This is a genomic window from Nitrospirillum viridazoti CBAmc (assembly GCF_000730165.1).
GTDB lineage: Bacteria > Pseudomonadota > Alphaproteobacteria > Azospirillales > Azospirillaceae > Nitrospirillum > Nitrospirillum viridazoti.
Map to the genome: position 1 here is coordinate 1484077 of NZ_CP022110.1, position 23043 is coordinate 1507119.

Annotated in this window: 17 protein-coding genes and 1 tRNA gene; 10 read left to right on the forward strand and 8 right to left on the reverse strand. The window is 67.4% G+C overall.

Annotation, left to right across the window (positions count from 1 at the left end):
* The first annotated feature begins 38 nt into the window (after positions 1-38).
* From Y958_RS06870 to Y958_RS32955, 4 genes are all read left to right on the forward strand, one after another.
* On the forward strand, positions 39-1208 hold the full coding sequence (locus Y958_RS06870) for a response regulator (protein ID WP_088871416.1): 1170 nt from the start codon (positions 39-41) through the stop codon (positions 1206-1208).
* A gap of 71 nt (positions 1209-1279) precedes the next feature.
* The gene (locus Y958_RS06875; RefSeq protein ID WP_088871417.1) at positions 1280-4012 is read left to right on the forward strand and encodes a response regulator; all 2733 of its coding nucleotides are present in this window, start codon (positions 1280-1282) and stop codon (positions 4010-4012) included.
* Positions 4013-4092: 80 nt separating this feature from the next.
* Complete coding sequence (locus Y958_RS06880; protein WP_088871418.1) at positions 4093-4242, forward strand: DUF1902 domain-containing protein; 150 nt, start codon at positions 4093-4095, stop codon at positions 4240-4242.
* Positions 4243-4376: 134 nt separating this feature from the next.
* Positions 4377-4538, forward strand: coding sequence for a type II toxin-antitoxin system HicA family toxin (locus tag Y958_RS32955; protein WP_211098467.1), 162 nt, complete (start codon positions 4377-4379; stop codon positions 4536-4538).
* 54 nt (positions 4539-4592) lie between these two features.
* On the opposite strand, the gene Y958_RS06890 is transcribed toward Y958_RS32955, so the two are convergent.
* Positions 4593-6197 (reverse strand): S10 family peptidase, encoded by a 1605-nt coding sequence (locus tag Y958_RS06890; protein WP_244909211.1) that lies wholly within the window; start codon positions 6195-6197, stop codon positions 4593-4595.
* 245 nt (positions 6198-6442) lie between these two features.
* Here Y958_RS06890 and Y958_RS06895 point away from each other — a divergent pair, with 245 nt between their 5' ends.
* Positions 6443-7456 carry a Tim44 domain-containing protein gene (locus tag Y958_RS06895; RefSeq protein WP_088871419.1) on the forward strand — a complete coding sequence of 338 codons (1014 nt, stop codon included), beginning with the start codon at positions 6443-6445 and terminating at the stop codon, positions 7454-7456.
* 22 nt (positions 7457-7478) lie between these two features.
* Here Y958_RS06895 and Y958_RS06900 read toward each other — a convergent pair whose 3' ends face one another.
* On the reverse strand, positions 7479-10997 hold the full coding sequence (locus tag Y958_RS06900) for a CHASE domain-containing protein (protein ID WP_088871420.1): 3519 nt from the start codon (positions 10995-10997) through the stop codon (positions 7479-7481).
* Positions 10998-11170: 173 nt separating this feature from the next.
* Entirely contained in the window at positions 11171-13399 is a 2229-nt protein-coding gene (locus Y958_RS06905) for a methyl-accepting chemotaxis protein (RefSeq protein WP_145727820.1), read from the reverse strand.
* A gap of 271 nt (positions 13400-13670) precedes the next feature.
* Between Y958_RS06905 and gatB the strand changes: the two genes are divergently transcribed.
* A complete protein-coding gene (gene gatB / locus Y958_RS06910) occupies positions 13671-15125 on the forward strand; it encodes an Asp-tRNA(Asn)/Glu-tRNA(Gln) amidotransferase subunit GatB (RefSeq protein WP_004271736.1) in 1455 nt (484 codons plus the stop codon).
* Between the two features lie 209 nt (positions 15126-15334).
* Positions 15335-15426 (forward strand) — tRNA-Ser (locus Y958_RS06915).
* Between the two features lie 101 nt (positions 15427-15527).
* Here Y958_RS06915 and Y958_RS06920 read toward each other — a convergent pair.
* Complete coding sequence (locus Y958_RS06920) at positions 15528-15893, reverse strand: DUF4180 domain-containing protein (RefSeq protein WP_088871422.1); 366 nt, start codon at positions 15891-15893, stop codon at positions 15528-15530.
* A gap of 218 nt (positions 15894-16111) precedes the next feature.
* Here Y958_RS06920 and Y958_RS06925 point away from each other — a divergent pair, with 218 nt between their 5' ends.
* Positions 16112-16423 carry an alkylphosphonate utilization protein gene (locus Y958_RS06925; RefSeq protein ID WP_088871423.1) on the forward strand — a complete coding sequence of 104 codons (312 nt, stop codon included), beginning with the start codon at positions 16112-16114 and terminating at the stop codon, positions 16421-16423.
* A gap of 9 nt (positions 16424-16432) precedes the next feature.
* Here Y958_RS06925 and Y958_RS06930 read toward each other — a convergent pair whose 3' ends face one another.
* Positions 16433-17983 (reverse strand): S41 family peptidase, encoded by a 1551-nt coding sequence (locus Y958_RS06930; protein ID WP_088871424.1) that lies wholly within the window; start codon positions 17981-17983, stop codon positions 16433-16435.
* Between the two features lie 97 nt (positions 17984-18080).
* Between Y958_RS06930 and Y958_RS06935 the strand changes: the two genes are divergently transcribed.
* Positions 18081-18581: a MarR family winged helix-turn-helix transcriptional regulator gene (locus tag Y958_RS06935; RefSeq protein WP_186291098.1), complete on the forward strand. Its 501-nt coding sequence runs from the start codon at positions 18081-18083 to the stop codon at positions 18579-18581.
* Positions 18582-18713: 132 nt separating this feature from the next.
* Here the strand turns inward: Y958_RS06935 and Y958_RS06940 are convergent, their stop codons facing one another.
* The 3 genes from Y958_RS06940 to Y958_RS06950 form a co-directional block, all read right to left on the reverse strand.
* A complete protein-coding gene (locus Y958_RS06940) occupies positions 18714-19208 on the reverse strand; it encodes a helix-turn-helix domain-containing protein (protein ID WP_244909212.1) in 495 nt (164 codons plus the stop codon).
* A 456-nt stretch (positions 19209-19664) separates the two neighbouring features.
* Complete coding sequence (locus Y958_RS06945) at positions 19665-19934, reverse strand: hypothetical protein (RefSeq protein ID WP_088871426.1); 270 nt, start codon at positions 19932-19934, stop codon at positions 19665-19667.
* A gap of 135 nt (positions 19935-20069) precedes the next feature.
* A complete protein-coding gene (locus Y958_RS06950; protein WP_244909213.1) occupies positions 20070-22028 on the reverse strand; it encodes a lytic transglycosylase domain-containing protein in 1959 nt (652 codons plus the stop codon).
* Positions 22029-22145: 117 nt separating this feature from the next.
* On the opposite strand from Y958_RS06950, the gene dapA reads away from it, so the two are divergent.
* Positions 22146-23039, forward strand: a complete 894-nt coding sequence (gene dapA, locus Y958_RS06955; protein ID WP_004272620.1) for a 4-hydroxy-tetrahydrodipicolinate synthase — start codon at positions 22146-22148, stop codon at positions 23037-23039.
* Positions 23040-23043 lie beyond the last annotated feature (4 nt).

The following is a 23043-nucleotide window of genomic DNA, read 5'->3' on the forward strand; positions in this document are numbered from 1 at the left end:
ATGGGCTGCACCGGCACCTCTCAATTGGGCGACGGCCGATGTGGGAAGACAATAATCCCGTGATTGCGGAGAAGACGCGGCCCCAAATACTGGTCGTCGACGATACGCCCGACAACCTCAAGATCATGAGCGGCCTGCTGAAGGACGATTACCACGTCCGGGTCGCCAACTCCGGTGAGCGGGCCCTGGCCGTGGTCGCCGCCCATTCCAGCCTGGACCTGATCCTGCTGGACATCGTCATGCCCGGCATGGACGGGTATGAGGTTTGCCGCCGGCTGAAGGCCAACCCGGCCACGCGCGACATCCCCGTCATCTTCCTGACCGCCCGCAACGAGGTGGCGGATGAGGAGCGGGGCCTGGCCCTGGGCGCCGTCGACTACATCACCAAGCCCATCAGCCCGCCCATCGTGCTGGCCCGCGTCAGCGCCCACCTGCGGCTGAAGGCCATCGCCGACCTGCTGCGCGACAAGGCCGACTTCCTGGAGGCCGAGGTGGCCCGCCGCACGCGGGAGGTCATGGCCATCCAGGACGTCACCGTCATGACCCTGGCCTCATTGGCGGAAACCCGCGATACCGAAACGGGCAACCACATCCGCCGAACCCAGTTCTACGTCCGCGCCCTGGCCATCCGGCTGCGCCACCATCCCCGCTTCGCCGGCTACATCACCGACAGCCGCATCGACACCCTGTTCAAGTCGGCGCCGCTGCACGACATCGGCAAGGTCGGCATCCCCGACCGCATCCTGCTGAAGCCGGGCCGCTACGTGGCGGAAGAATTCGAGATCATGAAGCGGCACACCACGCTGGGCCGCGATGCCATCGAGGCGGCGGAGGACGCGCTGGGCGCCCCGGTGGAGTTCCTGACCTGCATCAAGGAAATCGTCTACTCCCACCATGAGAAGTGGGACGGCAGCGGCTATCCCGAGGGGCTCTCGGGCGACGCGATCCCCATTTCCGCCCGGCTGATGGCCGTCGCCGACGTTTACGACGCCCTGATCAGCCGCCGCGTCTACAAGGATCCCATGCCGCACGAGCAGGCGGCGGCCATCATCGCCGACGGCTCGGGCAGCCATTTCGACCCCGACATCGTCAAGGCCTTCCTGGAGATCGAGGACGAGTTCCGCGCCATCGCCGAGCGTTTCGCCGACCAGGACGGCTTCCTGGACGGGAAGCGCGACTATCTGGCGATGGCGGCCGAGGGCCGGTGAAAGACGAAGCCGGTGAAAGACAAAGAGTGAAAAAGGGATCGGGGAGGCCCGGCTTCCGGCAGGGGCTGCACATGGATACTGCGGGCGCGGATAGGATGGCGACGGGTGAGGCCACGGTGGCGATGCCGGTGGTCTACCGCGCGCGCGACATCCTGCAGCCCGCCCAGGGCATCGGTGAGCGCACGCCCTGTGGCGATGTGGTGCAGATCTTCCTGGGCGCGCCGCTGTTGCCCTGCGTGGCCGTGGTGGACGACTGGGGCGGGGTGTTGGGGCTCATCGCCCGTGAGTTCCTGCTGTCCACCTTCGCCCATCAGATCAAGTCCGAGTTGTACCGCCGGCGGCCGGTGGCCTTCCTGCTGGGCCGGCCCTATCTGTGCATCGACGTCGAGACTCCGTTGGACGAGGTCAGCGCCATGATCGCCAGCGACCATCCCAAGGCGCTGACGGAAGGCTTCCTGATCACCGACCAGGGCCTGTACGCGGGCGTCGGCACGGGGGTGGCGCTGCTGAGCCGCATCGTCGCCATGACCCGCGCCCGCGCGGTGGAACTGGAGGCGGCCCGCCATACCGCCGAGGCGGCGTCGCAGGCCAAGGCGGACTTCCTGGCCAACATGAGCCATGAGATCCGCACGCCGATGAATGCCATCGTCGGCATGAGCCACCTGGCGCTGAAGACCGAGCTCACCCCGCGCCAGCGCGATTACCTGACGAAGATCCAGCGGTCCAGCCAGCACCTGCTGGGCATCATCAACGACATCCTGGACTTCTCCAAGATCGACGCCGGCAAGCTGACCATCGAGCAGGTGGAGATCCGGCTGGACGAGGTGCTGGACGGTGTCGCCAACTTGGTGTCGGAGCGGGCGGCGGCCAAGGGGCTGGAGTTCGTGTTCGACGTGGACGCGGCGGTGCCCGGCAACCTCATGGGCGATCCGCTGCGCCTGGCGCAGATCCTCATCAACTTCGCTGGCAACGCCGTGAAGTTCACCGAGACGGGCCGCATCTCCATCAACATCCGCGCCATCGAGGAGGATGAGGCCTCGGTGACCCTGCTGTTCCAGGTGGCGGACACCGGCATCGGCATGACGGCGGAACAGCAAAGCCGCCTGTTCCGCAGCTTTGAACAGGCGGACACCACCACCACCCGGCGCTTCGGCGGCACGGGCCTGGGCCTGGCCATTTCCAAGCGGTTGGCGGAGCTGATGGGCGGCGCCGTCGGTGTCGACAGCGACTATGGCAAGGGGTCCTGTTTCTGGTTCACGGCCAAGCTGGGGCGGGTGTCGGCCAGCCAGCCGCTGCTGCCCCGGCCCGACCTGCGCGGCCGCCGCGTGCTGGTGGTGGACGACAGCCGCAACGCCCGCCGGGTGATGTCGGCCATGCTGACCTCCATGTCCTTCCGCGTCGATGGGGCGGGGGACGGGCGCGCCGCCATCGCCGCCATCAGGGAGGCTGCCGCCGCCGGTGCGCCTTACGACGTGGCTTTCCTGGACTGGCAGATGCCGGACCTGGACGGCATGGAGACGGCGCGGGGCATCTGCGCGCTGGGCCTGGCCCATCCGCCGCACCTGATCATGGTGACGGCCTATAGCCGCGAGGATGTGCGCCGCGCGGCGGAGCGGAGCGGCATCGAGGACGTGCTGATCAAGCCGGTGAACTCCTCCGTCCTGTTCGACGCCGTCATCCGCGCCATCGCCGGCACCGAGACGGCGGAACCCAAGGCCAGGGCCGGCGACCTGCCCGCCGACTTCGAAGCCTTGCAGGGCCTGTCCGTCCTGCTGGTGGAGGACAACGACTTCAACCAGCAGGTGGCGATCGAGCTGCTGACCGACGTAGGCGTCGGCGTCGACCTGGCGGAGAACGGCGCCATCGCGCTGGAGAGGATCGTGGAACGGCGCTACGACGCCGTGCTCATGGATGTGCAGATGCCGGTCATGGATGGCCTGACGGCCTCGCGCCGCATCCGGGAGATGGGGGAGACGGCGCTGCCCATCATCGCCATGACCGCCAACGCCATGGCCTCGGACCGGGAACGCTGCCTGGCGGCGGGCATGAACGACTATGTCTCCAAGCCGATCGATCCCGACCAGCTGTTCGCCGTCCTGGCGCGTTGGGGGCAAGGCAGGACCGAGGCGGCAGGGCCGCGCGCCCTGCCGCTTGTCCCCCTGCCGCTTGTCATGGGGCAGCGACCGGAGCCGGTGCCGGAGCGCGCCATCGACATCCCCGGCATCGATGCGGAGGAGGGGGTGCGGCGGGTGCGCGGCAAGCGGGCGCTCTATGCCGATATCCTGAAAAAGTTCGCCGCCAACCAGCGGGCCACCCCCGCCGCCATCCTGGACCGCTGGCGCAGCGGCGACACGGCGACGGCGGAGCGGCTGGCCCACACCTTGAAGGGTGTCGCCGGCACCATCGGCGCCGGCGCGGTGCAGCGCGCGGCGGCGGCGGTGGAGGCCGCCTTGCGCAGCGGTGCCGCGCCGGAACGGACGGTGGCCATCCTGACCCCGCTGCTGGAGGATGTGGCGGCCGGGATCGAGCGCTGGCTGATCCAGGACGCGCCGGTCCCGGCGCCGATGGCCCCGCCGGCCGCCGACCCGGCCAAGGCGGCGGCCCTGATGGCCCGCCTGCGCGACTTGCTGGCCGACAACGACCCAGAGGCCGAGGAACTGGCCGAGAGCAATCTGCACCTGCTGCGCACCGCCCTGCCGCCCCCCCGCGCCGACGACTTCATCCAGTCGGTGCGCGGCTTCGACTTCAGCCGGGCGCTGGAGTTGATGGGGGAGCAGTCTGCGCTGGGGTGTGGCGTGGCTTGACCCGGCGCGCCAATGAGACCACCTATGGGGCCATAGTCACGCGGTCGGGGGATCAGCCCTGTTGAACGACAGCGGGAGAGATGATGCCGCAGAAGATTTTTCGCGTTTTCGCCACCTGGGATATGGATGCCCAAGTGTGGTCTGTCACGGACAGCGACGTTCCGGGGCTGGCGGCAGAGGCAGAAACGATTGAGGACCTGGAAGCGAAACTTCGGGAGTTGGTGCCGTAGTTGCTGGAACTGAACGCTCATCTTTTGGATGAGGGCGTTGCGGCCCAGGTGCCGCTGGAACTGGTCACGCGTCGGACCATAATCGCGGACGCCCACTGCTAATGGCGTAGCTCTATATCGAGATCATTCGTATCTTGAGGGAGCATGGTTGCGTCTTTGTCCGGCAGGGCAAAGGGGACCACGAAATCTGGCGCAGTCCTATCACCAATGCCAACTTTCCGGTCGACAAGAAGACCATGTCTCATATCACGGCCAACATGGTCATGAAGCAGGCAGGCATCGTGCATCGCTTCTGACGTCCATCGGTAAACCGGCGGGGCGGCGCTGACCACCCCCGCCGGTCGCCCGTCCTACTCGCCCGCCCCCGGCGCCGCCGCCTTGACGAAGTGGCGGACATCGTCGGTCAGTTTATCCAGGGCGGCGCGGTTCAGGTACATCATGTGCCCGGCCTCGTAATAGCTGAAGGTCACCCGGTCGGTAGGCACGCCGTTGGCGTTCATGGCGTTCTCGTTGGAGAAGAACGGCACGCAGATGTCGTACCAGCCGCCGGCCATGAACACCTTCAGCTTGGGGTTCTGACGCATGGCGTCGCCGTACCAGGGCGCCACGTTGGCGTAGCCGCCACCTTCATCGCCCCAGGTCTTCCAGTCCCAGTTCTTGCCCACGTCGCCGCTGGTCCGGTACTCCCGGTCCATCTTGATGTTCAGGTCGCTCAGCAAATAGCTCTGCAGCGTGGTGGCGAAGGCGGCGCCCACGCTATAGCCGGAGGGATCGCTTTCCGCCTGGTCGCCGGCCGAATCGTATTCCTGGCCGGTATAGCGCCCGTCATAGATACCCACCACCTTGCCCTGGTCGCGCAGCAGTTCCTTGGCGAAGCGCACGTCCCGGATGCGCAGGTTGGTGCGGTCCAGGTACAGCGGCGACAGGCCGGTGAAGCGCGCCAGCTTGTCGATCACGCCCTTGCGCTCCGCCGGGGTCATGCGGTTGCCCTTCAGCAGGGCCACCGGATATTCCTCCACCGCGAACTTGCGCACCTGGTTCATGAAGGCGTCGAACCCCATGGAGGTGTCGACGATCTTCTTGTGGTACCAGGCGACGGCGGCATAGGTCGGCAGGAAGGCCGGGTAGGGCACGTCGTTGCCGCGGTTGAATTCGAACGCGCCATAGTCGACGGCGCCGGAGATGACGATCAGGCCGTTCAGGCCCACCGGCGCGCCATTCTCCAGCAGTTCGGGCAGCAGGGCACCGATGCGCATGCCGCCATAGCTCTCACCGCCGATGAAGACGGGGGAGTTCCAGCGCTTGTGGTCGGTCAGCCAGCGGCGCATGAACTGCGCGATGGAGTGGGCGTCCTGCTTCACGCCGTAATAGTCCTTCTCCTCTCCCTTGGGCAGCAGGCGGCTGTAGCCGGTACCCACCGGGTCGATGAAGACCAGGTCGGCCACGTCCAGCAGGCTTTGCGGATTGTCCTTCAGGGGATAGGGCGGGCTGCCGGCGCTGGTGGCGTCGCTGGGCACGTCCACGCGCTTCGGGCCCCAGGCGCCCATGTGCAGCCACAGGCTGGCCGAGCCGGGGCCGCCGTTGAACAGGAAGATCAGCGGGCGCTGGGTCGCATCCTTCATGCCCTTCTTCACATAGGCGGTGGAGAAGACGGTGGCCGCATCCTCTTCCTTGTCGTTCACCAGGTGGGTTTCACCGGCCAGCACCTGGTAGTCCACGCGCTTGCCGTTGAAGGTGCCGCTGCGGTCGACGGTGAAGTGCTTGGGCGTCCAATCCTTATCGCCCCCGGCCTTATCGCCCCCGGCCTTGTCGGCCTTGTCGTCGCTCTTGGCCTGGTCGGCCGCCGGCTTGTCGCCGGCGTTGGCGGGCGTGCTGGTGATGGCCATGTGCGTGGTCAGCAAGACCATGGCCGTGCCGGCCAGCAGGGCCGCCAGCTTCCACTTCGGTGCGGGCATGTGTAGGAACCCCCATAACCCCTGGTTTCGTTGTTGCCCGGCGTCCGGCGCTTCCCCGCAGTGCCGGCCCGGGCTTGGGCGCCAGTCTAGACATGAGGGGGGCGCGTGGGCAAAGGTCCCATCCGCCGCAGGCCGCTAAAAAGCGGTATGGTGCGGGCGTACGACAGTGGCCCTCGCAAATTTGCAAAGGGGGCCCACATTAGGGTGGGACTGAAAGATCGGTCCCTTTTTCAGGGGGAGAGAGAATGTTCGGTCGGTTTGGTTCGCGTGCGGTCGCCGCCGTGCTGGCGGTGTCCCTGGCCTTGGCGCCTTTGGCCGCCGATGCCCGCCCGGGCCGCAGTTCCAGTTCCGGCAGCCGCGGCAGCCGGACCTACACCACGCCCGCCACCCCCTCGGTGACGGGCCAGCCCATCCAGCGCAGCATCACCCCGCCCCCGGCAGCCGCGCCCGCGGCACCGGCCTATCAGCCGCGCCCGGCCTTCCAGCAGCCGTTCGCCCAGCCGGGATTCGCCCAGCCCAGCTTCACCCAGCGCCATCCCTTCCTGTCCGGCATGATGGGCGGCTTCCTGGGCGCCAGCCTGTACAACTCGCTGTTCGGCCATCACGGCTATGGCGTGGGCGGCGATTACGGCAGCGGCTCGGGCGGCGCCTTCGGCGGCTTCATGCGCCTGCTGATCATGCTGGGCATCGCCTACCTGATCTACCGCCTGGTGCGCATGGCCATCAGCGGTCCGCGCACGGCCCCGGCGTCTGGCATGACCTATGAGATGTATCCGCCGCAGGACGCGCCTTACCAGGCCATGCCCTTCGGCGGGTCGGCGTCGGTGCCGCCGCCCGCGCCGGTGCCCGCCATCGGCGTGCAGATGCAGGGCCAGGACCTGTCGGCGTTCGAGCAGATCCTGACCGGCATCATGGACAGCTGGAGCAAGGGCGACCTGACGGCCCTGCGCCGCCACCTGACGCCGGAGATGCTGTCCTATTACGGCGAGGAAATGACGGAGAACCAGAGCCGGGGCATCCGCAATCTGGTGGCCGACGTCCAACTGGTGAAGGGCGACGTGGTGGAAAGCTGGCACGAGGACGGCCGCACCTATTGTACCGCCCAGCTGCGCTGGCGCGCCCGCGACTGGACGGTGGATGAGAACACCGGCCGCGTCGTGTCCGGCGATGACCGCCACGCGGAGGAGGTGCAGGAACTCTGGACCTTCGTGCGGGCGGATGGCGGCCGCTGGCTGCTGTCGGCCATCCAGCAGGTCTGAGCCTCAGGCGCTGCGGCGGTCGTCACCTCACGGCCGCCGCCAGCTTGCCCATGGCTGTCGCCAGTATGTTGAGGCTGGCGTCCCATACCGCCCAGTTCTGGTGCGCCAGCGCATGTTCCGCCGCCGCTACGGCCGTGACCACGCCATGGGCGGCGATCTGGCTGGCCGTGCCGCGTAAGGTGTGAAGTCGGCGGGCCGCGTCGGCGGGCCTGTCGTCCGTCACTGCCTGGCGCAGTTCCGGCGCCACGTCGGCGAACTCCTGTACGAAACGCTCGATCAGACTGAGGTACAGGTCCTGATTGTCCTCAAGGCCCATGGCCTCAAGGCGTTCGTCCAGGTCAGGCAGGACGGTGCGCAAACGCGCCAATCGGTCGGGCGACGGCGCGGCCGCGCCGCGGCGGCCTTGGCGAGGCGCCGTGATCGTCGGCGCGTGGCGGAGGATGGTGGCGACCATCTGCTCCAGATCGAATGGCTTGGTCATGAAGTCGGTCATTCCAGCCGCGTAGGCGCGGGCACGTTCCGCATCGAGGACGCCAGCGGTCAGCGCCACGACGGGCAGCGTGCCCAGGCCCGGTTCCTGCCGGATCAGGCGGGTGGCCTCATAACCGTCCATCACCGGCATCTGCATGTCCATCAGCACCAGGTCCACGGAATCGGGGCGGGCCCGAAGCCGCGCCAGGGCCTGGGCGCCGTCGGCGGCGATGGTGACGTTGGCCCCCTCGCGCTCCAGGATCAGCCGGCCCACCTCCTGGTTGATGCTGTTGTCCTCCACCATCAGCAGGCGCAGCCCCTTCAGCCGCTTGGTCCTGTGCGACCGGGGGGCGCTCGCGGCGGCGTCCGGCGGCGGCGCGGTGCGGTTCGCCTGGCCCGCCGCGTGCGCCGGCGACGCCAAGTCCAGGGGTACGATGAACCAGAAGGTGCTGCCGGCGCCGGGCTGGCTTTCCACCCCGATCTCGCCGCCCATCAGGGTGACCAGGCGCTTGCTGATGGCCAGCCCCAGGCCGCTGCCACCATAGCGGCGGGTGGTCGAGCTATCGGCCTGGGTGAAGGCGCTGAACAGGGTGGGGATGGCGTGGGCGGGAATGCCGATGCCGCTGTCGGTCACCGAGAAACGCAGCGCCACCCGGTCCGACCGGGGCCAGGCGACGGCGCGGACATTCAGCATCACACTGCCGGCTTGGGTGAACTTGATGGCGTTACCCAGCAGGTTCAGCAGCACCTGCTGCAAGCGCAGGCGGTCACCCATCACCATCACCGGCGTGTGGGGCGCGATGGCCGCCGCCAGGGCGAGCTTCTTTTCATCGGCGTTGACCGACACCAGCGACACCAGCCCGTCCACCAGGTCGGGCAGTTTGAATTGGGCGTGCTCAAGATCCAGCTGCCCCGCCTCCACCTTCGAGAAGTCGAGAATGTCGTTGATCAGCGCCATCAGGCTGCGGCCGGCCGAGGAGATCTTGGTGACGAAGTCCCGTTGCTGCGCGGCCAGCCGGGAGTCCGCCAGCAGTTGGGTCAGGCCCAGGACGGCGTTCATCGGCGTGCGGATTTCATGACTCATATTGGCCAGGAAATCGGTTTTCGCCCGGCTGGCCGCTTCGGCGGCGGCCTGGGCCGCGACCAGGGCGGCCTCGCGGTCGCGCACCTCGGTGATGTCCCAGTTCACGCCGATGATGCGGACGGGCCGGCCGTCGGCGTCCCTGTCGGTGATCGAGGCGCCCTTCACATGGCGTATGCCGCTGTCGGGCCGCACCACCCGGAATTCCGTGTCCAGGTCGGCGCTCCCATCCAGCACGCGCCGGAACTCCGCCGCCAGGCGGGCCGCGTCGTCCGGCTGGCAATGCGTCCGCCAGATGGAAAAGCAATCGTCATCGCCGCGCCGCGCGCCATAGAGTTGGAACATCTGGTCGTCCCAATCCAGGCGGCGCGTGGCCACGTCGTATTCCCAGATGGCGATGCCGCTGGCCTTGGTGGCCAAGGCCAGGCGCGATGAGGTGGCGCGCAGCGCCTCCTCGGCCCGCAGCTGTTCGGTGACGTCGCGCCCCGACCCGCGGTAGCCGATGCAGGCGCCTGCGGCGTCCAGGATGGGCGTGCCGCTGATGACGATATGGCGCAAGGCGCCGTCGTTGCCCCTCAGGTCATAGCGCAGGTCGCGGAAGGACTGCCCGCGGCGAACGAAATCCTCATATTGGTCAAGGCGCGGGTCTGTAGCGTCGGCTGACAATTCCCGCCGGGTCTTGCCGATCAGGCTCCGGTGATCCTGCCCGATGCGGGAGACGCCTTGCGACACGGCGGTGAAGCGGCCTTCACCGTCGGTTTCCCAGTACCAGTCGGTGGACAGCTCCGTCAGCGTCTTGAACCGGGCCTCCCGCTGTGCCAGGTCGGCCGTGCGGGCCTTGACCTCCCGCTCCAGCATGTCCGTCTGGCGTGCCTGCTCCCGGCCAGCCGCCAGCCGGCGGGCATGGTTCGCCATGTAGAGATGCGTCAGCAAGGCCAGCAGGACGCCGGCGACACCAACGCGGCCCGCCGCCAGCAAGGGCGGCGTGAGGTTCAGGGCCTGCCGCAGGATGGGCGTCGCCTGATAATGGATCAGCCATTGGCGGCCGAATATGGACAGGCGATCATCGTGGACCAAGGCATCGACGTAGCCTATGGCGGGAAAGGGGGTTTGGTAGAAGGGGAGAGCGCCCGGGCCGTCGGTCACGTCGCTCAGGGTGAAGCCGACGTCCGTCCGTACCAGTTCTGATCCGGCGATCATCTTGCTGATCAGGAAGGGGGTATAGGCCCACCCCATCGTCGCGGCTTCGCGCGCGCCGGGCGTGGCGAGATCCGCCCCCTGCCGGTAGATGGGCAACAGCAGCAGGAAGCCGCCGTTGTCCCCCGGGGCCTGCACCAGGGAAATGGGGGCGGTCAGGCGGGGTTCGCCCGACCGCATGGCGGCTATGGCGGCCGCATGGCGTGCGGGTTCCGAGGCGATGTCCAGGCCCACAGCGGTGGCGTTCACGCCTTCAGGCTCAACGAACTGGATGACGGCGTGTTCGCCATCGTGGGGCTTGAGTTCCCAGATGCGGAATCCCGGACGGCCGTCAAGACGCTCCCGCTCGACGAAGGCGTCCTCCTCGGCGATGGGCACCCGCCGCACGATGCCGAAACCCGTCGCCCCGCGAAATTCTGTCTCCAAGGAGCGTGTTTGGCTGTAGCGGCGGAACTGGTCCGCGGTCAGGGAATCCAATCCGGCGACGACCGCCGCGCCGCGAGCGCCGTGCAGGCCGTATTGGTACAGTGTCAGCTGCTGGCGCAGGTCTTCCGTCATTTCGCCGGCGCGCGCTGACAGGCTGTCCGCGGCCAGGGCGCGGTTATGGGCATCGGTGAGGCGGGCGACCATCGCGCCGCCGACCAGCGCCAATGCCAGGACCAGCAAGGGTAAAAATAGGGCAAGGTGGCTGAAGCCGGCAGGCACGCCATCGGCGCCCGGCAGCCGCCAGGGGAAAGGGGCGGGATGGATATCGCCGTTGCTGGAGAATGACGGCGAATTCTGAGAACGCATCCCGACCTCACGATTCTTCAGCGGCCATCTTCGCCAGTTAGCCTGAAGAAATCGTTAGGATTAACCCCACATCCCCAACTCTATACTTATAGGTATTGGATTCCCGATTGTTCGGATCCAGTGGTTCGGCCGCCCCACCTTTACGGGTATCCTCGGCCTGAAAGGGCGCGTGATCAGGCTGCGGCCTGGTGTCGGGCCACCAGGGCATCCACCGCCTGGGCGGCTTCATCGGTCAAGCGGAACTGGACCCGCGTGGTGTCGCCCTCCTGGGCGGTGACGCGTCCCCGGAAACGGCGGCCATCCAGGTCGATCTCGACCTCATGGCCGGCGCCGCCGATGGCGGGGCCGATCACGGCGCAGCCGCCCCGGCCGATATTGACCAGGTGATGCGTCGCGGGACCGGAAAGGGCGGCCCCCGGCGCCCCCACGCGGGCCGGCAGGTCGATGTCGTGGCGGTCGAACTGGCGGCGATCCTCGGCCGTCTGCATGGCGACCAGGAAATGTTCCACGTCGGTGCGCAGCTGCTCCGACTGCCGCGACAGCTCGTTGGCCGCGACCAGCAATTGCCCCGAGGCTTCCTTGGTGAATTCCGCGCTGTCCCGTACCAGGGTCAGGGACTCGGTCACCTCCTGCGTACGGGCCGCGGCCTCCGCGACGTTGCGGCTGATTTCGCTGGTGGCGGCACTCTGCTGGCTGACGGCGGCGGCGATGGCGCCGGAATTGCCGTCGACAACGCCGATGGTGGTGGCGATGCGGTTGATGATGCCGATGGCGTTGTCGGCCGCGGCCTTCACGCCCCCGACCCGCGCCTGGATGTCTTCCGTCGCCTGTGCCGTTTGGTTGGCCAGGCTCTTGACCTCGGTCGCCACCACGGCGAATCCCTTGCCGGCCTCGCCGGCGCGTGCCGCCTCGATGGTGGCGTTCAACGCCAGCAGGTTGGTTTGCGCGGCGATGGTCTGGATGAAGCGCACCACCTCGTTCACGCTCTCGGCCACGGTGGCCAGTTCATCCACCACGTTGCGGGCGTGGTCCGCCTCCTGCACCGCCGTCTTGGTGGTGGCGGCCGTCTGCTCCGCCTGCGCGCCGATCTCGTTGCTGCTGGCGGCCAGCTGCTCCGTCGCCGCCGCCACCGTCTGGGTGTTGGCCGTGGCGCGGGCGGCGCTGTCGTCGGCGGCCTGGGTGCGGGCGGCGGTGTTGTCGGCCTGGCTGGCCAGTGAGCCGGCGGTGGCCTCCAGTTCCGTGGCGGCGGCGGCCATGCCACGCAACTCGGCGCTGATGGCCAGCTGGAAATCCTTGGTCAGGGTTTCCAGCGCCTGCTGGCGGCGCAGCCGCTTTTCCTGTTCCAGGGTTTGTGCTGCTTCCAGCGCGTGGGTGCGCTGGGCGTTTTCCTTGAAGACGACCAGGGCGCGGGCCATGGCGCCGACCTCGTCCCCGTTGTCGGCGTGGGCGATGCTGGTGTCCAGGCGGCCTTGCGCCAGACCCGACATGGCGCCGGTGAGGTCGCTCAGCGGGGTGATGACGAAGCGGCGCACCACCAGGTAGACGGCGCCGCCGGCGACCGCGAACAGCGCCAGCGAGATCAGCAGCACGCGCAGCTGCGTCGCCTTGAAGCCGCTGATCCGCGCGTTCAGCAGGCGTTCCAGGTCGGCCGACGCGGCCGTGTAGAGGGCATCCTGCGTCTTCAGCGCCGACAGTGTTTCCGCGTCGGCGACGCTGCCCTTCTCGGCGCCGGCGGTCAGCGCGCCGGCGGCTTTCTGCAGGGCGGCGACCGGGGCCTCCAGGGCCTTCTTCACGCTGCCGTCCGCATTGCCGCCGTAAGCCGAGGTGGCGGAGGAATCGACGCCGGACAGCAGGGCCTTGACCCCGCCCAGGGCGACGAACAGGTCGACCTTGTTGTCCCCCGCCTGATGCGTCACTGCCCGCAGGCCCGTGGTCTGGTCCTGCAGGTCGGGCAGTTTGACCAGGACGATGTCCATGACATAGAAGCTGTCCAGGTCCGGATCCAGGATCAGGTTGGACTTGTCGCCAATCTGGGCGATCAGCGCGCGCAAGGCCGCGCGGGTGGCGGGGCTGCTGCCCCCGTCCTTCTTGCCCAGGGCCGCCACCAGCTCATCCGCCTTGGCGGCGCTCTCCATGTCCTGGCCCCAGGCGGCCTGCAACTGGCGCACGGTGGCGGCGCTGCCGGCCGCATCCACCGCGGCCCCGCCCGTTTCCGCGGCGGCCAGGCGGGCCTGCACGGTCTGCAAGCCCCTGAGGTAGGCGGTGCCGGCCAGTTCCTTGGCCGCGAAATCGATGGATATCTGCTGCTGTGCGATCAAGGCGTACAGCAGGTAGCCCACGGGAACCAGGAAAAGCAGGACGGCCAGGCCCAGCTTGTGGGCGATCTTGAGGGACTGGAGCATCGTGACGATCCTGTTACGGAAAGAGTTAAGCCGTAGGTAATGGGCAACCGGTTGATGATGTCTTAATTTCCGCGCCGAATTTCCATACTTATTCACCATTGAAAATAAAATAACGACTCTCTCGCCGCAACTTTTAGTGGGTGATTCGGGGCGACCATGGGGACGGCCCTGGTGGGCGCCGGGCTGCACCGTCGCCCAAGCCGGTTGCGTTTTTACGCGATTCCGGCCATGAAAACCCCTCACTCCATGATTGGACTTGATGGCGAAGACGATGGCTTATCGGATTGCAGGCGAGACGGGCGAATGGGAAGTGGTGATCGGGCTGGAGGTCCACGCCCAGGTCGTCTCCAATGCCAAGTTGTTCAGCGGGGCGGCGACCGCCTTCGGTGCCGCGCCCAATAGCCAAGTCAGCTTCGTGGACGCGGGCTTCCCCGGCATGCTGCCGGTGATCAACGAGGTCTGCGTGGAGCAGGCGGTGCGCACGGGCCTGGGCCTGAAGGCGCAGATCAACCTGCGCTCGGTCTTCGACCGCAAGAACTACTTCTACGCCGACCTGCCCTCCGGCTACCAGATCAGCCAGTTCCAGCAGCCCATCGTCGGCCATGGCACCATCGTGCTGGACCTGGCGGACGGCTCCACCCGCGAGGTGGGCATCACCCGCCTGCATTTGGAGATGGACGCGGGCAAGAGCCTGCACGACCAGAATCCGACCAAGACCTACATCGACCTGAACCGGTCGGGCGTCGCCCTGATGGAAATCGTGTCGGAACCCGACATGCGCACGCCGGAGGAGGCCGCCGCCTACCTGCGCAAGCTGCGCACCATCCTGCGCTATCTCGGCACCTGCGACGGCAACATGGAGGAAGGCTCCATGCGCTGCGACATCAACGTGTCGGTGCGCAAGCCGGGTGAGAAGTATGGCACCCGGACGGAGACGAAGAACGTCAACTCCATCCGCTATGTCCAGCAGGCCATCGAGTACGAGGCCCAGCGCCAGGTGGCGCTGATCGAGGATGGCGGCGTGGTGGTGCAGGAAACCCGCTTGTGGGACCCGAACAAGGGCGAGACGCGGTCCATGCGCTCCAAGGAAGAGGCGCACGACTACCGTTACTTCCCCGACCCGGACCTGCTGCCGCTGGAACTGGACGCCGGCTGGGTCGAGGAGATCAAGCGCACCCTGCCGGAACTGCCGGATGAGAAGAAGGCCCGCTTCATGGCCGACTACAAGCTGCCGGTCTATGACGCCGGCGTGCTGGTGGCCGAGCGCTCGCGCGCCGACTTCTATGAAGAGGTGGCCCGGGGCCGCGATCCCAAGCAGGCTGCCAACTTCGTCATCGGCGACCTACTGGGCGCCCTGAACAAGACGGGTGCCGATATCGACAGTTCGCCCATCAGCGCCGCGGCGCTGGGCGGCCTGATCGACCTGATCGCCGACAACACCATCTCCGGCCGCATCGCCAAGGAGGTGTTCGCCGACATGCTGGAGACGGGCAAGCCCGCCGCCCAGATCGTGGAGGAGAAGGGGCTGCGCCAGGTGACCGACACGGGCGCCATCGACCAGGCCATTGCGGCCGTGATGGCGGCCAACGCCGACAAGGTGGCGGAGTTCCGCAGCGGCAAGGACAAGCTGTTCGGCTTCTTCGTGGGGCAGGTCATGAAGGCCACCCAGGGCAAGGCGAATCCCGCCCTGGTGAACGAGATCCTGACCGCCAAGCTGAAGGGCTGAAGCGCAGGCTTAAGGTTAGGACCGGGCCCTTGCGCCTTGGTCCGGCAGGAAAAATGGCGTGCCGCACCGGGGTTTTCCCGGGGATGGCGTGGGCAGGGGGGCCGGTCGGTCCCCCTTTTCATTTTCCGGCGATTTTTCCTCACCGTTATCGTTGACAAGGGGGCCGCCGCCCGAGTACATACGCGAACCGCCGACGACAGTCGGTGGACGGAGGGGTGGCCGAGTGGCTGAAGGCAACGGTTTGCTAAACCGTCGTACCGGGAAACTGGTACCGTGGGTTCGAATCCCATCCCCTCCGCCATCACTTAGCGCAAGCCACATCATGGGCTAAGTGAACGGACAAGCCGCCCCTCGGGGCGGCTTTGTCGTTTCTGGTTCCGGGCACGTAACGATGCCGGCCGTTCATGCCGCCAGCCGCCGTTCCAGCGCCGCCAGATCATCTACGAACCACACGACTTGGCCCCGATTGGCCTCATAGATGAAATCGCGCAGGGCCCCGCTGCCGGCCGTCCAGGCGCTGACGTCGCCCACGATGACGGGGCGCAGCTGGTAGTTGGCGAACTTCTGGATGATGGCCCCGGCCTGGCCCGTGGCCAGGGTCAGGAAGCCGGGGGCCAGGCGGCCGAGGGGGATGGCCACCACCCGGGCGCCATGCTCCCACGCCAGGCCGATCAGGGGCACTGCGTCCTGGTCGCCGGTCAGCGGCGGCCCCTCCGCCGCGCAAACCAGCACACGCGTGCCCTGGAGGTCCTGGGGAAGGTCGGTCATGAGGTGGGCCCCCTGAATGAAACAACGCCGTTGTGCCGCCATTATAGCACCGGCGGGGCTTTCGGGAGTGACGGCCGCCGGTCCGTCCGCTACCTTCCCGGCGGCGTGCCGGCGCCCTGATCTACCGGCCAAGCGATAGGCCCACCCACGCTACCGCGCCCGCGCCGTCTCGGCGTCCCCGGGCGACGGTGGCTCATACCCAGAGATTGAGGTTCCCAATGAACAGTTCGGCCGATGAAGAGTTCGTTTACGACGAAGCCAGCGGCGAATGGATCCCGGCCAGCCAAGCGGCGGCCAACGCGGCGGCGGCCAGTACAGTCGAGGTGCGGGATTCCGTGGGCAACCTGCTGGCCGACGGCGACAGCGTCACCTTGATCAAGGACCTGAAGGTAAAAGGCGCCAACCAGGTGCTGAAGCGCGGCACGGTCATACGGTCCATCCGCCTGACCGGCGACGCGCAGGAGATCGACTGCCGCCACGAGACCATCAAGGGCCTGGTGCTGCGGGCGGAGTTCGTGAAGAAAGGTTGAGCCGGACTTTCAGTGTCGGGCTGGGCCCGTGGCGGCGATCTCCGCCGCGCGCTGAAGCATGGCGTCGTCGGGCGTTTCGATCAACGGCGCCGGGATGGCGATGTCCGGCGTCACCCCCCGGGGCCGCGTGTCGCCGTTGGGCCGCACGATGTGCGCCTTGGGAAAGCCCACGGTGATGCCGGTGGCGGGCAGGGTGAACCGTTCCATGGCGCCATAGGCAGTCGCCATGTCGGTGGTCGCCTCCCCCAGGACCTTGCCGAACCCATAGTCCTGGATGGTGGCGGCGACGGCCACCCCGTTGGAATAGGTGTGCCGGTCGATCAGGGCGTACACCGTGCCTTGGAACCGTCCGCCCGGATTGGGCTGTGTTTCCGGAAGGGTGAAGTCCACGACGGCGCCGGGATGGGCCGTGGCGTACAAATCGGCGAAGCGGCGGGAGATGGGGCCAGCCGCGACCGCGTCGTGCAGGATGCGGTCCTGGTTCGCCGTGACGGCGTCGGCGCTGACCCGTATCTTGAACGATGAAAAGAAGCGATAGGGCCGGTCGGCGATCCAGGAGACCATGACGTCGCTGAACAGGCTGTCGCCGCCGGGATTGCCGCGAAGGTCGATGATCAGACGGTGCACGTCCTTGGCCGCGAACATGCCGAAGGCGTTGTTGATGAACGTCCGGAACGCGGTCACATCCCACTCGTCCGCGCCGGTCTTGGCGGCCTCATTATAAAACGGGCCGGGGCGCAGATAGCCGACGCCATTGGCCAGGATCCGGGCGTCCCGCAGGGGATGCTCCAGGTCCAGGCGGGGCGGCTGCCGGCCGGCAACCGCTGCGATTTCCGATGCCGTTCGCGCGGCGACGTCAGTGTCGAATGCGTCGCCGTCGGCCGTCTTCACGCGGACCTTGAAACCGGACCGGGCGCCGGCTTCCACCCAGAGGTACATGGGGAAATCATATTCCAGGATGCTGTCCGCCAGCGCCGTCGTCTCGGCCGAGACATGAGCGCGCGTGCGCTCCAGCCAGCGTGCCGCCGGCACCCCGTCGATGGCCAGGATCTCACCGCCCCGGGGCAGATGTGGAACGTCGCTGAGATTGGCGGCGATATGGAGGCGGCCATCGCGGATGCGGACCATGAAGGGGAACGCGCGCCCCTCCGCCTTCCGGTAGGCCGCCCAGGCGCCGTAGACGCCCTCGACCCGTGCATGCCCCTGGTGGGCCATCGCCACGAGGCGTTGGAAGCGCGCCTCGGCCTCGCTGCGCGTCATGGGCCCCGTGATCCCCGCCCGCAGCGTCTGGTAGAGGCTGTCCATCTCCGCCTCAGGGGTGAAGGCGTAGAGGTCGAAGGCGTCGGCCTTCAACCGCTGATACAGCATGTCCAGGTCCGCCAGCACCTGGTCGGGGGAATAACTGGCCTGGACGGCGGGCTGCGCGGTCGCCGGGGGAGGGACGAGCGCCAGGACGCCCGAGGTCAAGACGCCCAAGGCCAAGGCGCCCAAGGTCGAGCCACAAAGAAGCGCCAAGGCCCGAACACGGCGCCCCATCAACATGCCGGAAGCGTGTCGCATGATCCCCCCTTCGCTGTTTTCGCATCCAGGTGATATCCAATCCCGGATGGCGCTGATATTAATTAGGCGCCTATGTAAATACAAGAATGAGGAACCGATGGCGACGGATCACACCCGCAAGCGCGGCCCCCTGGCCATCGGCGGCCGTCTGCGCCGCCTGGTCGAACGCATGGACCAGGACGCCGGCCGGGTTTACGCCGACCTGGGGGTCGTGTTCGAACAGCGGTGGTGGGGGGTGATGGAACACCTGGCCGAGCAGGGGCCGGCGTCGGTGGCGGAACTGGCGCGGGCCCTGGGCATCACCCAGCCATCCGTCAGCCAGACGCGCCGCTCCCTGGAGGCGGCGGGCCTCATCCAGGCGCAAGCGGACCCTCGCGACGCGCGCAGCCGGCGGCTTGACCTGTCCGATCAGGGGCGAGCGCTGTACCGCCAACTGGCGCCCGTCTGGGCGGCGATGGACGTGGTCGCGGTGGAACTCAACGCCGAGGTGGCGGACGTGATGTCGATGCTCGACCGCCTGGACGCCGCCCTGGCGCGCACCTCGCTTTACGAGCGGATACGCCGGGCGATGGATGGGCCGCAAGGGGGGAAGGGTTAGGCGGCTTGGATCACGCGATAGTGAAGTCGATCATGTCCAATTGCCTGAATTGAGACGAGACGGGCGCGGCAGTTGCCCGCCGCGCCCGTCTTCGACCTGAAGCCGTCCCCATGAAGGGATCGTGTGCTGGCCTTACGGCGGCGTGGGGGCTGACTTGCCGCGCTTGGGCGCTTTGGCGGCCTTGTACATGTCGGCGGGGTCCCACACGGCGCCACGGCGGCGGCGGGCGGGTTTGGCGTCGCCGCCGGTGTCTTCCTCGCCGTCGCCAGAGGCAGCGGTGGAGGCTGCGGCCGGGGCGGTTCCGGCACCGTCCTCATCCTGCGACACGGCGCGCAGCAGGCCGGCGACGCAGTCGGCGATATCCGCCGGGGCGTTGCGCCAGGCGCGCAGCAGGTCCAGGTCGCGGCGCGACAGCAGCGGCGAGCCCTCGTCCGGTGCGCTGAAGGTGGTGGGGGCGGGGCGGTCGGCGCCACTTTCCAGGTCGTCGAAGAAGAAGGTCAGCGGCACGTCCAGGATTTCGGCCAGGCGATACAGCTTGCCCACCGAGACGCGGTTGGAACCCCGCTCGTATTTCTGCACCTGCTGGAAGGTGATGCCTAAGGCGCGGGCCAGATCCGACTGGCTCATCCCCAGAAGACCGCGGCGCAAACGGATGCGGCTGGCAACGTGGTTCTCAATTTTGCCTTCAAGTTCGGCAACAACCGTGTTCTTAGTCCTACGGGGCATGGGCACTACTCCAAGTCGATGACGCGCCATCTGAGATCATCGGATGGGACGACAGCATAACCTACTAAGGTAGGAAGCCTGAATTGGGGCGAGAGTATGAAGGCGCCTTGGCGCTGACAACTGGCATTGTCTTCCCACACTCAACCTTCCCCTGCTGTTTCCTTCTTTAGAGCTGTTTAGCTGAAAGAATACAATAGTATTCATCCTTTCAGTCCCTGAAACAATCGCGAACACCGGGGAGAGGCAGTGATGCCAGGGGTATCACGGCTGAAAAGTTCAGGCACAGACGAGTATGCGCGCCGACTCGCGCCACTGTTCCCGTGGGCGCCAAGCCCCGGCGCCTCCTAATCGCGTAGGTTAGGGTAGATTGGCGGCTTCCAGCCCCGTGGGCATCCCCGTCAGCACCCCTGCCGGCGAGGGGACTACGGCGTCCGGTCCGTAAACGGCGAGTTGGGCCTTCAACACGTCCAGCAATTCATTAAGGCTGTCGCGGGCGTAATCATCGCGCTGGCGCGCCAGCTCAGTCCGCGTCAACTGGATGAAGGCGTCGACAAGACGATGATGAATGACGGCCGCCCGCAGCAGGGCGGCGGGAAGCGGCTGCGGAGCCAGGGGAACAGAGGCCATAGCGCGTACCTACCGGGAACTGTTTACCCGGGTAGGATATGGCGTTCGTCGTTAATCGCAAGTTAACATTGGGTCTGAGGGTTTCCCCCCTAACCTTTTGCGCGAATTAACCAAAATAGTGTTGCCGATTGGACATCAACCGGCCGTGCCCCGCTTCAAGTCCGTGGTCATGGGCAGTTGGCGCCCCCCCATGCGGATGCGGTAGACGTGCAGGTTCTCCAGCACGCGCTGGACATAGTTGCGCGTTTCGTAGAAGGGCAGGGTCTCGATCCAGTCCACCGGATCCACCGCCTCGATGCGCGGGTCGCCATAGTCGCGCAGCCAGTTGGCCACCCGGCCGGGGCCGGCGTTGTACGCGGCGATGGCCAGGACGTAGGAGCCGCCAAAACGGTCCAGCAAATCTTGCACGAACACGCTGCCCAAGCGGATGTTGAAGTCGGGGTCGTGGGTCAGCTTGGCGACCGTATATTTCATGCCCTCGCGCCTGGCCAGTTGCTGCGCCGTGGGCGGCATCAGCTGCATCAGGCCCAGGGCGCCGGCACCGCTGGCCACGTCGACCTTGAAGCTGCTTTCCTGGCGGATGAGGGCGTGGATCAGCGCCGGTTCCGGCTGCGCCGGCAGGTGGCTGGAGACGATGGGATATCCGGCGTCTGCCAGCACGATACCCTTGTTCAGCGACAGCCGGCTGATGCCCACGCCCAGGTCGCGGCGGTGCATTTCCAGCGCCGCCTTGGCCACCAGCACGAAGTCGTCCGGCGCCTTGGCGTCCTGCGACAGCTTGCGCAGGAACAGGTCCACACGGTCGTCGTCCTCGGTCAGCACCTTGTCCAGCAGGCGGGCGGCGCGCACCAGTTCATTCTTCTCGAATTTGGCGCGGGCCTCGACGGAGGGTGTGGGGGCGATGGGGATAGCCTCCGCCTGGCCCAGCTTCTCCTGCGCCATCATGCCGTAGAAGGTGCTGCCGTAGCGGGCCCCCAGCTCATACCACTGGCGGGCGCGTTCCGGGTTGCCCAGCTTCTCGCAGGCGCGGCCGGCCCAATAGGCGCCGCGCGACTGCCCGACGGGCGAGGATACCCCCTCATACAGGCGGGTGAAATGCTCCAGCGCCTGTTCCGGCTTGTTCAGGAACTGCAGCGACAGCCAGCCGGCCAGGAACTCCGCCTGGATGAAGCCCAGGCCGTCGGTCACGCCATGGTTGGCCGCCAGGCGATAGGCGCGCTGCATCTGACCCTGGTCCATCAGATGGCGCGCCAGGATGTGGCGTTCCGTCCACCAGGCCTCGGGATGGCCCAGGTCGCCATTGGCATTCTTGGGGCCCGCGTCCTTGGGCAGGTTCTCCAGGATTTCCAGCGCGCCGGCGTCCATCTCCTTGCGGCGGCGCCAGCGCAGGCGCTCATAGGTGATGCCGGGTTCGCTCATCAGCGGGGCGGGCACCTGCTGCAGCAGGCGCTCCACGCCCGGGTCCAGGTCGGCCATGGCCAGGCGGGCCAGGGCCACCGCCTGGTGGCCAGGGTCGACGATGGGCAGCATGCGCCGCGCGTCTTCCTCGTCATTTTCCCACAGCAGGCGGTCCAGGCGGGCCCAATGGTCGGCGGGGCGCAGGATGGCCACGTATTTGGTGCGGAACGTCCGCTCGTCCACCACGCCGAAGTTGCCCTTGATGTAGCGATCACGGATCAGGCCGATGGCCTTCTCGCTGTCGCCCAGGTTCAGCAGGCTGTCGGCGTAACGCATGAAGCCGGCGGTGGTCAGGGGCGGGTGCTTGTCGAACCAGTCGCGCGTCGGCGTGTCGCCGAAATTGGGCATGCGGATTTCGGCGTTGCGGCGCAGGGCCGCCAGGCCGGGCCAGTCCGGATTCCTGTCGATGAAGTCCGTCAGCTCCTGGAAGCTGGCATCGGTGTCGGCGCGGCCGAGATCCATCCAGGTCAGGACCTTTTCGCCCAGCGGGTCATGCCCGCGCTCGGCCAGCTTGTGGGCGTCGGCCCACTTGCCCCTGTCGGCCGCCTTGAAGGCGGCACGGTAGGTGCTGATATCGCTGGAAGACTGGGCCATGGCCGCCATCGGCGCGCACAGCAGGGACAGCGGTAGGATCAAGGCGGCCAGCCCCCGCCGTAACGGGGGCCAGGGGGTCTTTTCTCGTCGCTTGTCACCCAGGGTCCGGGCCGCTAAGGTTCGCGCCTTTCGGGTCGAATGCCCACGGAGACTGCAGAGATGACCACCGCCACGCCCGCCCTCGCCGGTTCCCTCGTCGCCCTGATCACGCCGTTCGCCGACGGTAAAGTGGACGAGCGCGCCTTTCAGGCCCTGGTGGACTGGCAGGTGAAAGAGGGCACGCATGGCCTGGTCCCCTGTGGCACCACCGGCGAGTCGCCGACGCTCAGCCATGAGGAGCACCGCCGCCTGGTCGAGCTGTGCGTCGAGGTGGCGGACCGCCGCGTCCCCGTGGTCGCCGGCACCGGCAGCAACTCCACGGCCGAGGCCATCAGCCTGACCAAGCACGCCAAGGCCGTGGGCGCCGACGCCGCCCTGGTGGTAACGCCCTACTACAACAAGCCGACGCAAGAAGGTCTCTACCAGCATTTCAAAGCCATCCATGATGCGGCCGACCTGCCCATCATCATTTATAACATTCCCGGCCGCAGCGTGATCGACATGTCGATCGCCACCATGGCCCGCCTTGCGGCGTTGCCTAACATCGTTGGCGTGAAGGATGCCACCGCTGATTTGGTGCGGCCGTTGCGCACACGGGTGGAACTGGGCGCCGACTTCATCCAGCTGTCGGGCGAGGACGCCACCGCCACGGCCTTCCTGGCGCAGGGCGGCGTCGGCTGCATCTCCGTCACGGCCAACGTGGCGCCGCGCCTGTGCGCCGAGATGCAGAACGCCTGGGTGCGCGGCGATCTGGCGGAGATGGCCCGCATCCGCGACCTGCTGATGCCGCTGCACCACGCCATGTTTGTGGAGACCAGCCCGGCGCCGGTGAAGTACGCCGCCAGCCTGCTGGGCCTATGCCGGCCGGAACTGCGCCTGCCGCTGGTGGAAACCACGCCGGCGACTCAGGAGCTGGTGCGCGCGGCCCTGGTCGGCGCCGGCCTGCTGAGCTGAGGGA

Excerpts from the sequence above, each read along its gene's own strand:
- Y958_RS06870 (WP_088871416.1), top strand. The coding sequence starts at position 39 with ATGTGGGAAGACAATAATCCCGTGATTGCGGAGAAGACGCGGCCCCAA.
- Y958_RS06875 (WP_088871417.1), top strand. The coding sequence starts at position 1,280 with ATGGATACTGCGGGCGCGGATAGGATGGCGACGGGTGAGGCCACGGTG.
- Y958_RS06880 (WP_088871418.1), top strand. The coding sequence starts at position 4,093 with ATGATGCCGCAGAAGATTTTTCGCGTTTTCGCCACCTGGGATATGGAT.
- Y958_RS06890 (WP_244909211.1), bottom strand. The coding sequence starts at position 6,197 with ATGCCCGCACCGAAGTGGAAGCTGGCGGCCCTGCTGGCCGGCACGGCC.
- Y958_RS06895 (WP_088871419.1), top strand. The coding sequence starts at position 6,443 with ATGTTCGGTCGGTTTGGTTCGCGTGCGGTCGCCGCCGTGCTGGCGGTG.
- Y958_RS06900 (WP_088871420.1), bottom strand. The coding sequence starts at position 10,997 with ATGCGTTCTCAGAATTCGCCGTCATTCTCCAGCAACGGCGATATCCAT.
- Y958_RS06905 (WP_145727820.1), bottom strand. The coding sequence starts at position 13,399 with ATGCTCCAGTCCCTCAAGATCGCCCACAAGCTGGGCCTGGCCGTCCTG.
- gatB (WP_004271736.1), top strand. The coding sequence starts at position 13,671 with ATGGCTTATCGGATTGCAGGCGAGACGGGCGAATGGGAAGTGGTGATC.
- Y958_RS06920 (WP_088871422.1), bottom strand. The coding sequence starts at position 15,893 with ATGACCGACCTTCCCCAGGACCTCCAGGGCACGCGTGTGCTGGTTTGC.
- Y958_RS06925 (WP_088871423.1), top strand. The coding sequence starts at position 16,112 with ATGAACAGTTCGGCCGATGAAGAGTTCGTTTACGACGAAGCCAGCGGC.
- Y958_RS06930 (WP_088871424.1), bottom strand. The coding sequence starts at position 17,983 with ATGCGACACGCTTCCGGCATGTTGATGGGGCGCCGTGTTCGGGCCTTG.
- Y958_RS06935 (WP_186291098.1), top strand. The coding sequence starts at position 18,081 with ATGGCGACGGATCACACCCGCAAGCGCGGCCCCCTGGCCATCGGCGGC.
- Y958_RS06940 (WP_244909212.1), bottom strand. The coding sequence starts at position 19,208 with ATGAGCCAGTCGGATCTGGCCCGCGCCTTAGGCATCACCTTCCAGCAG.
- Y958_RS06945 (WP_088871426.1), bottom strand. The coding sequence starts at position 19,934 with ATGGCCTCTGTTCCCCTGGCTCCGCAGCCGCTTCCCGCCGCCCTGCTG.
- dapA (WP_004272620.1), top strand. The coding sequence starts at position 22,146 with ATGACCACCGCCACGCCCGCCCTCGCCGGTTCCCTCGTCGCCCTGATC.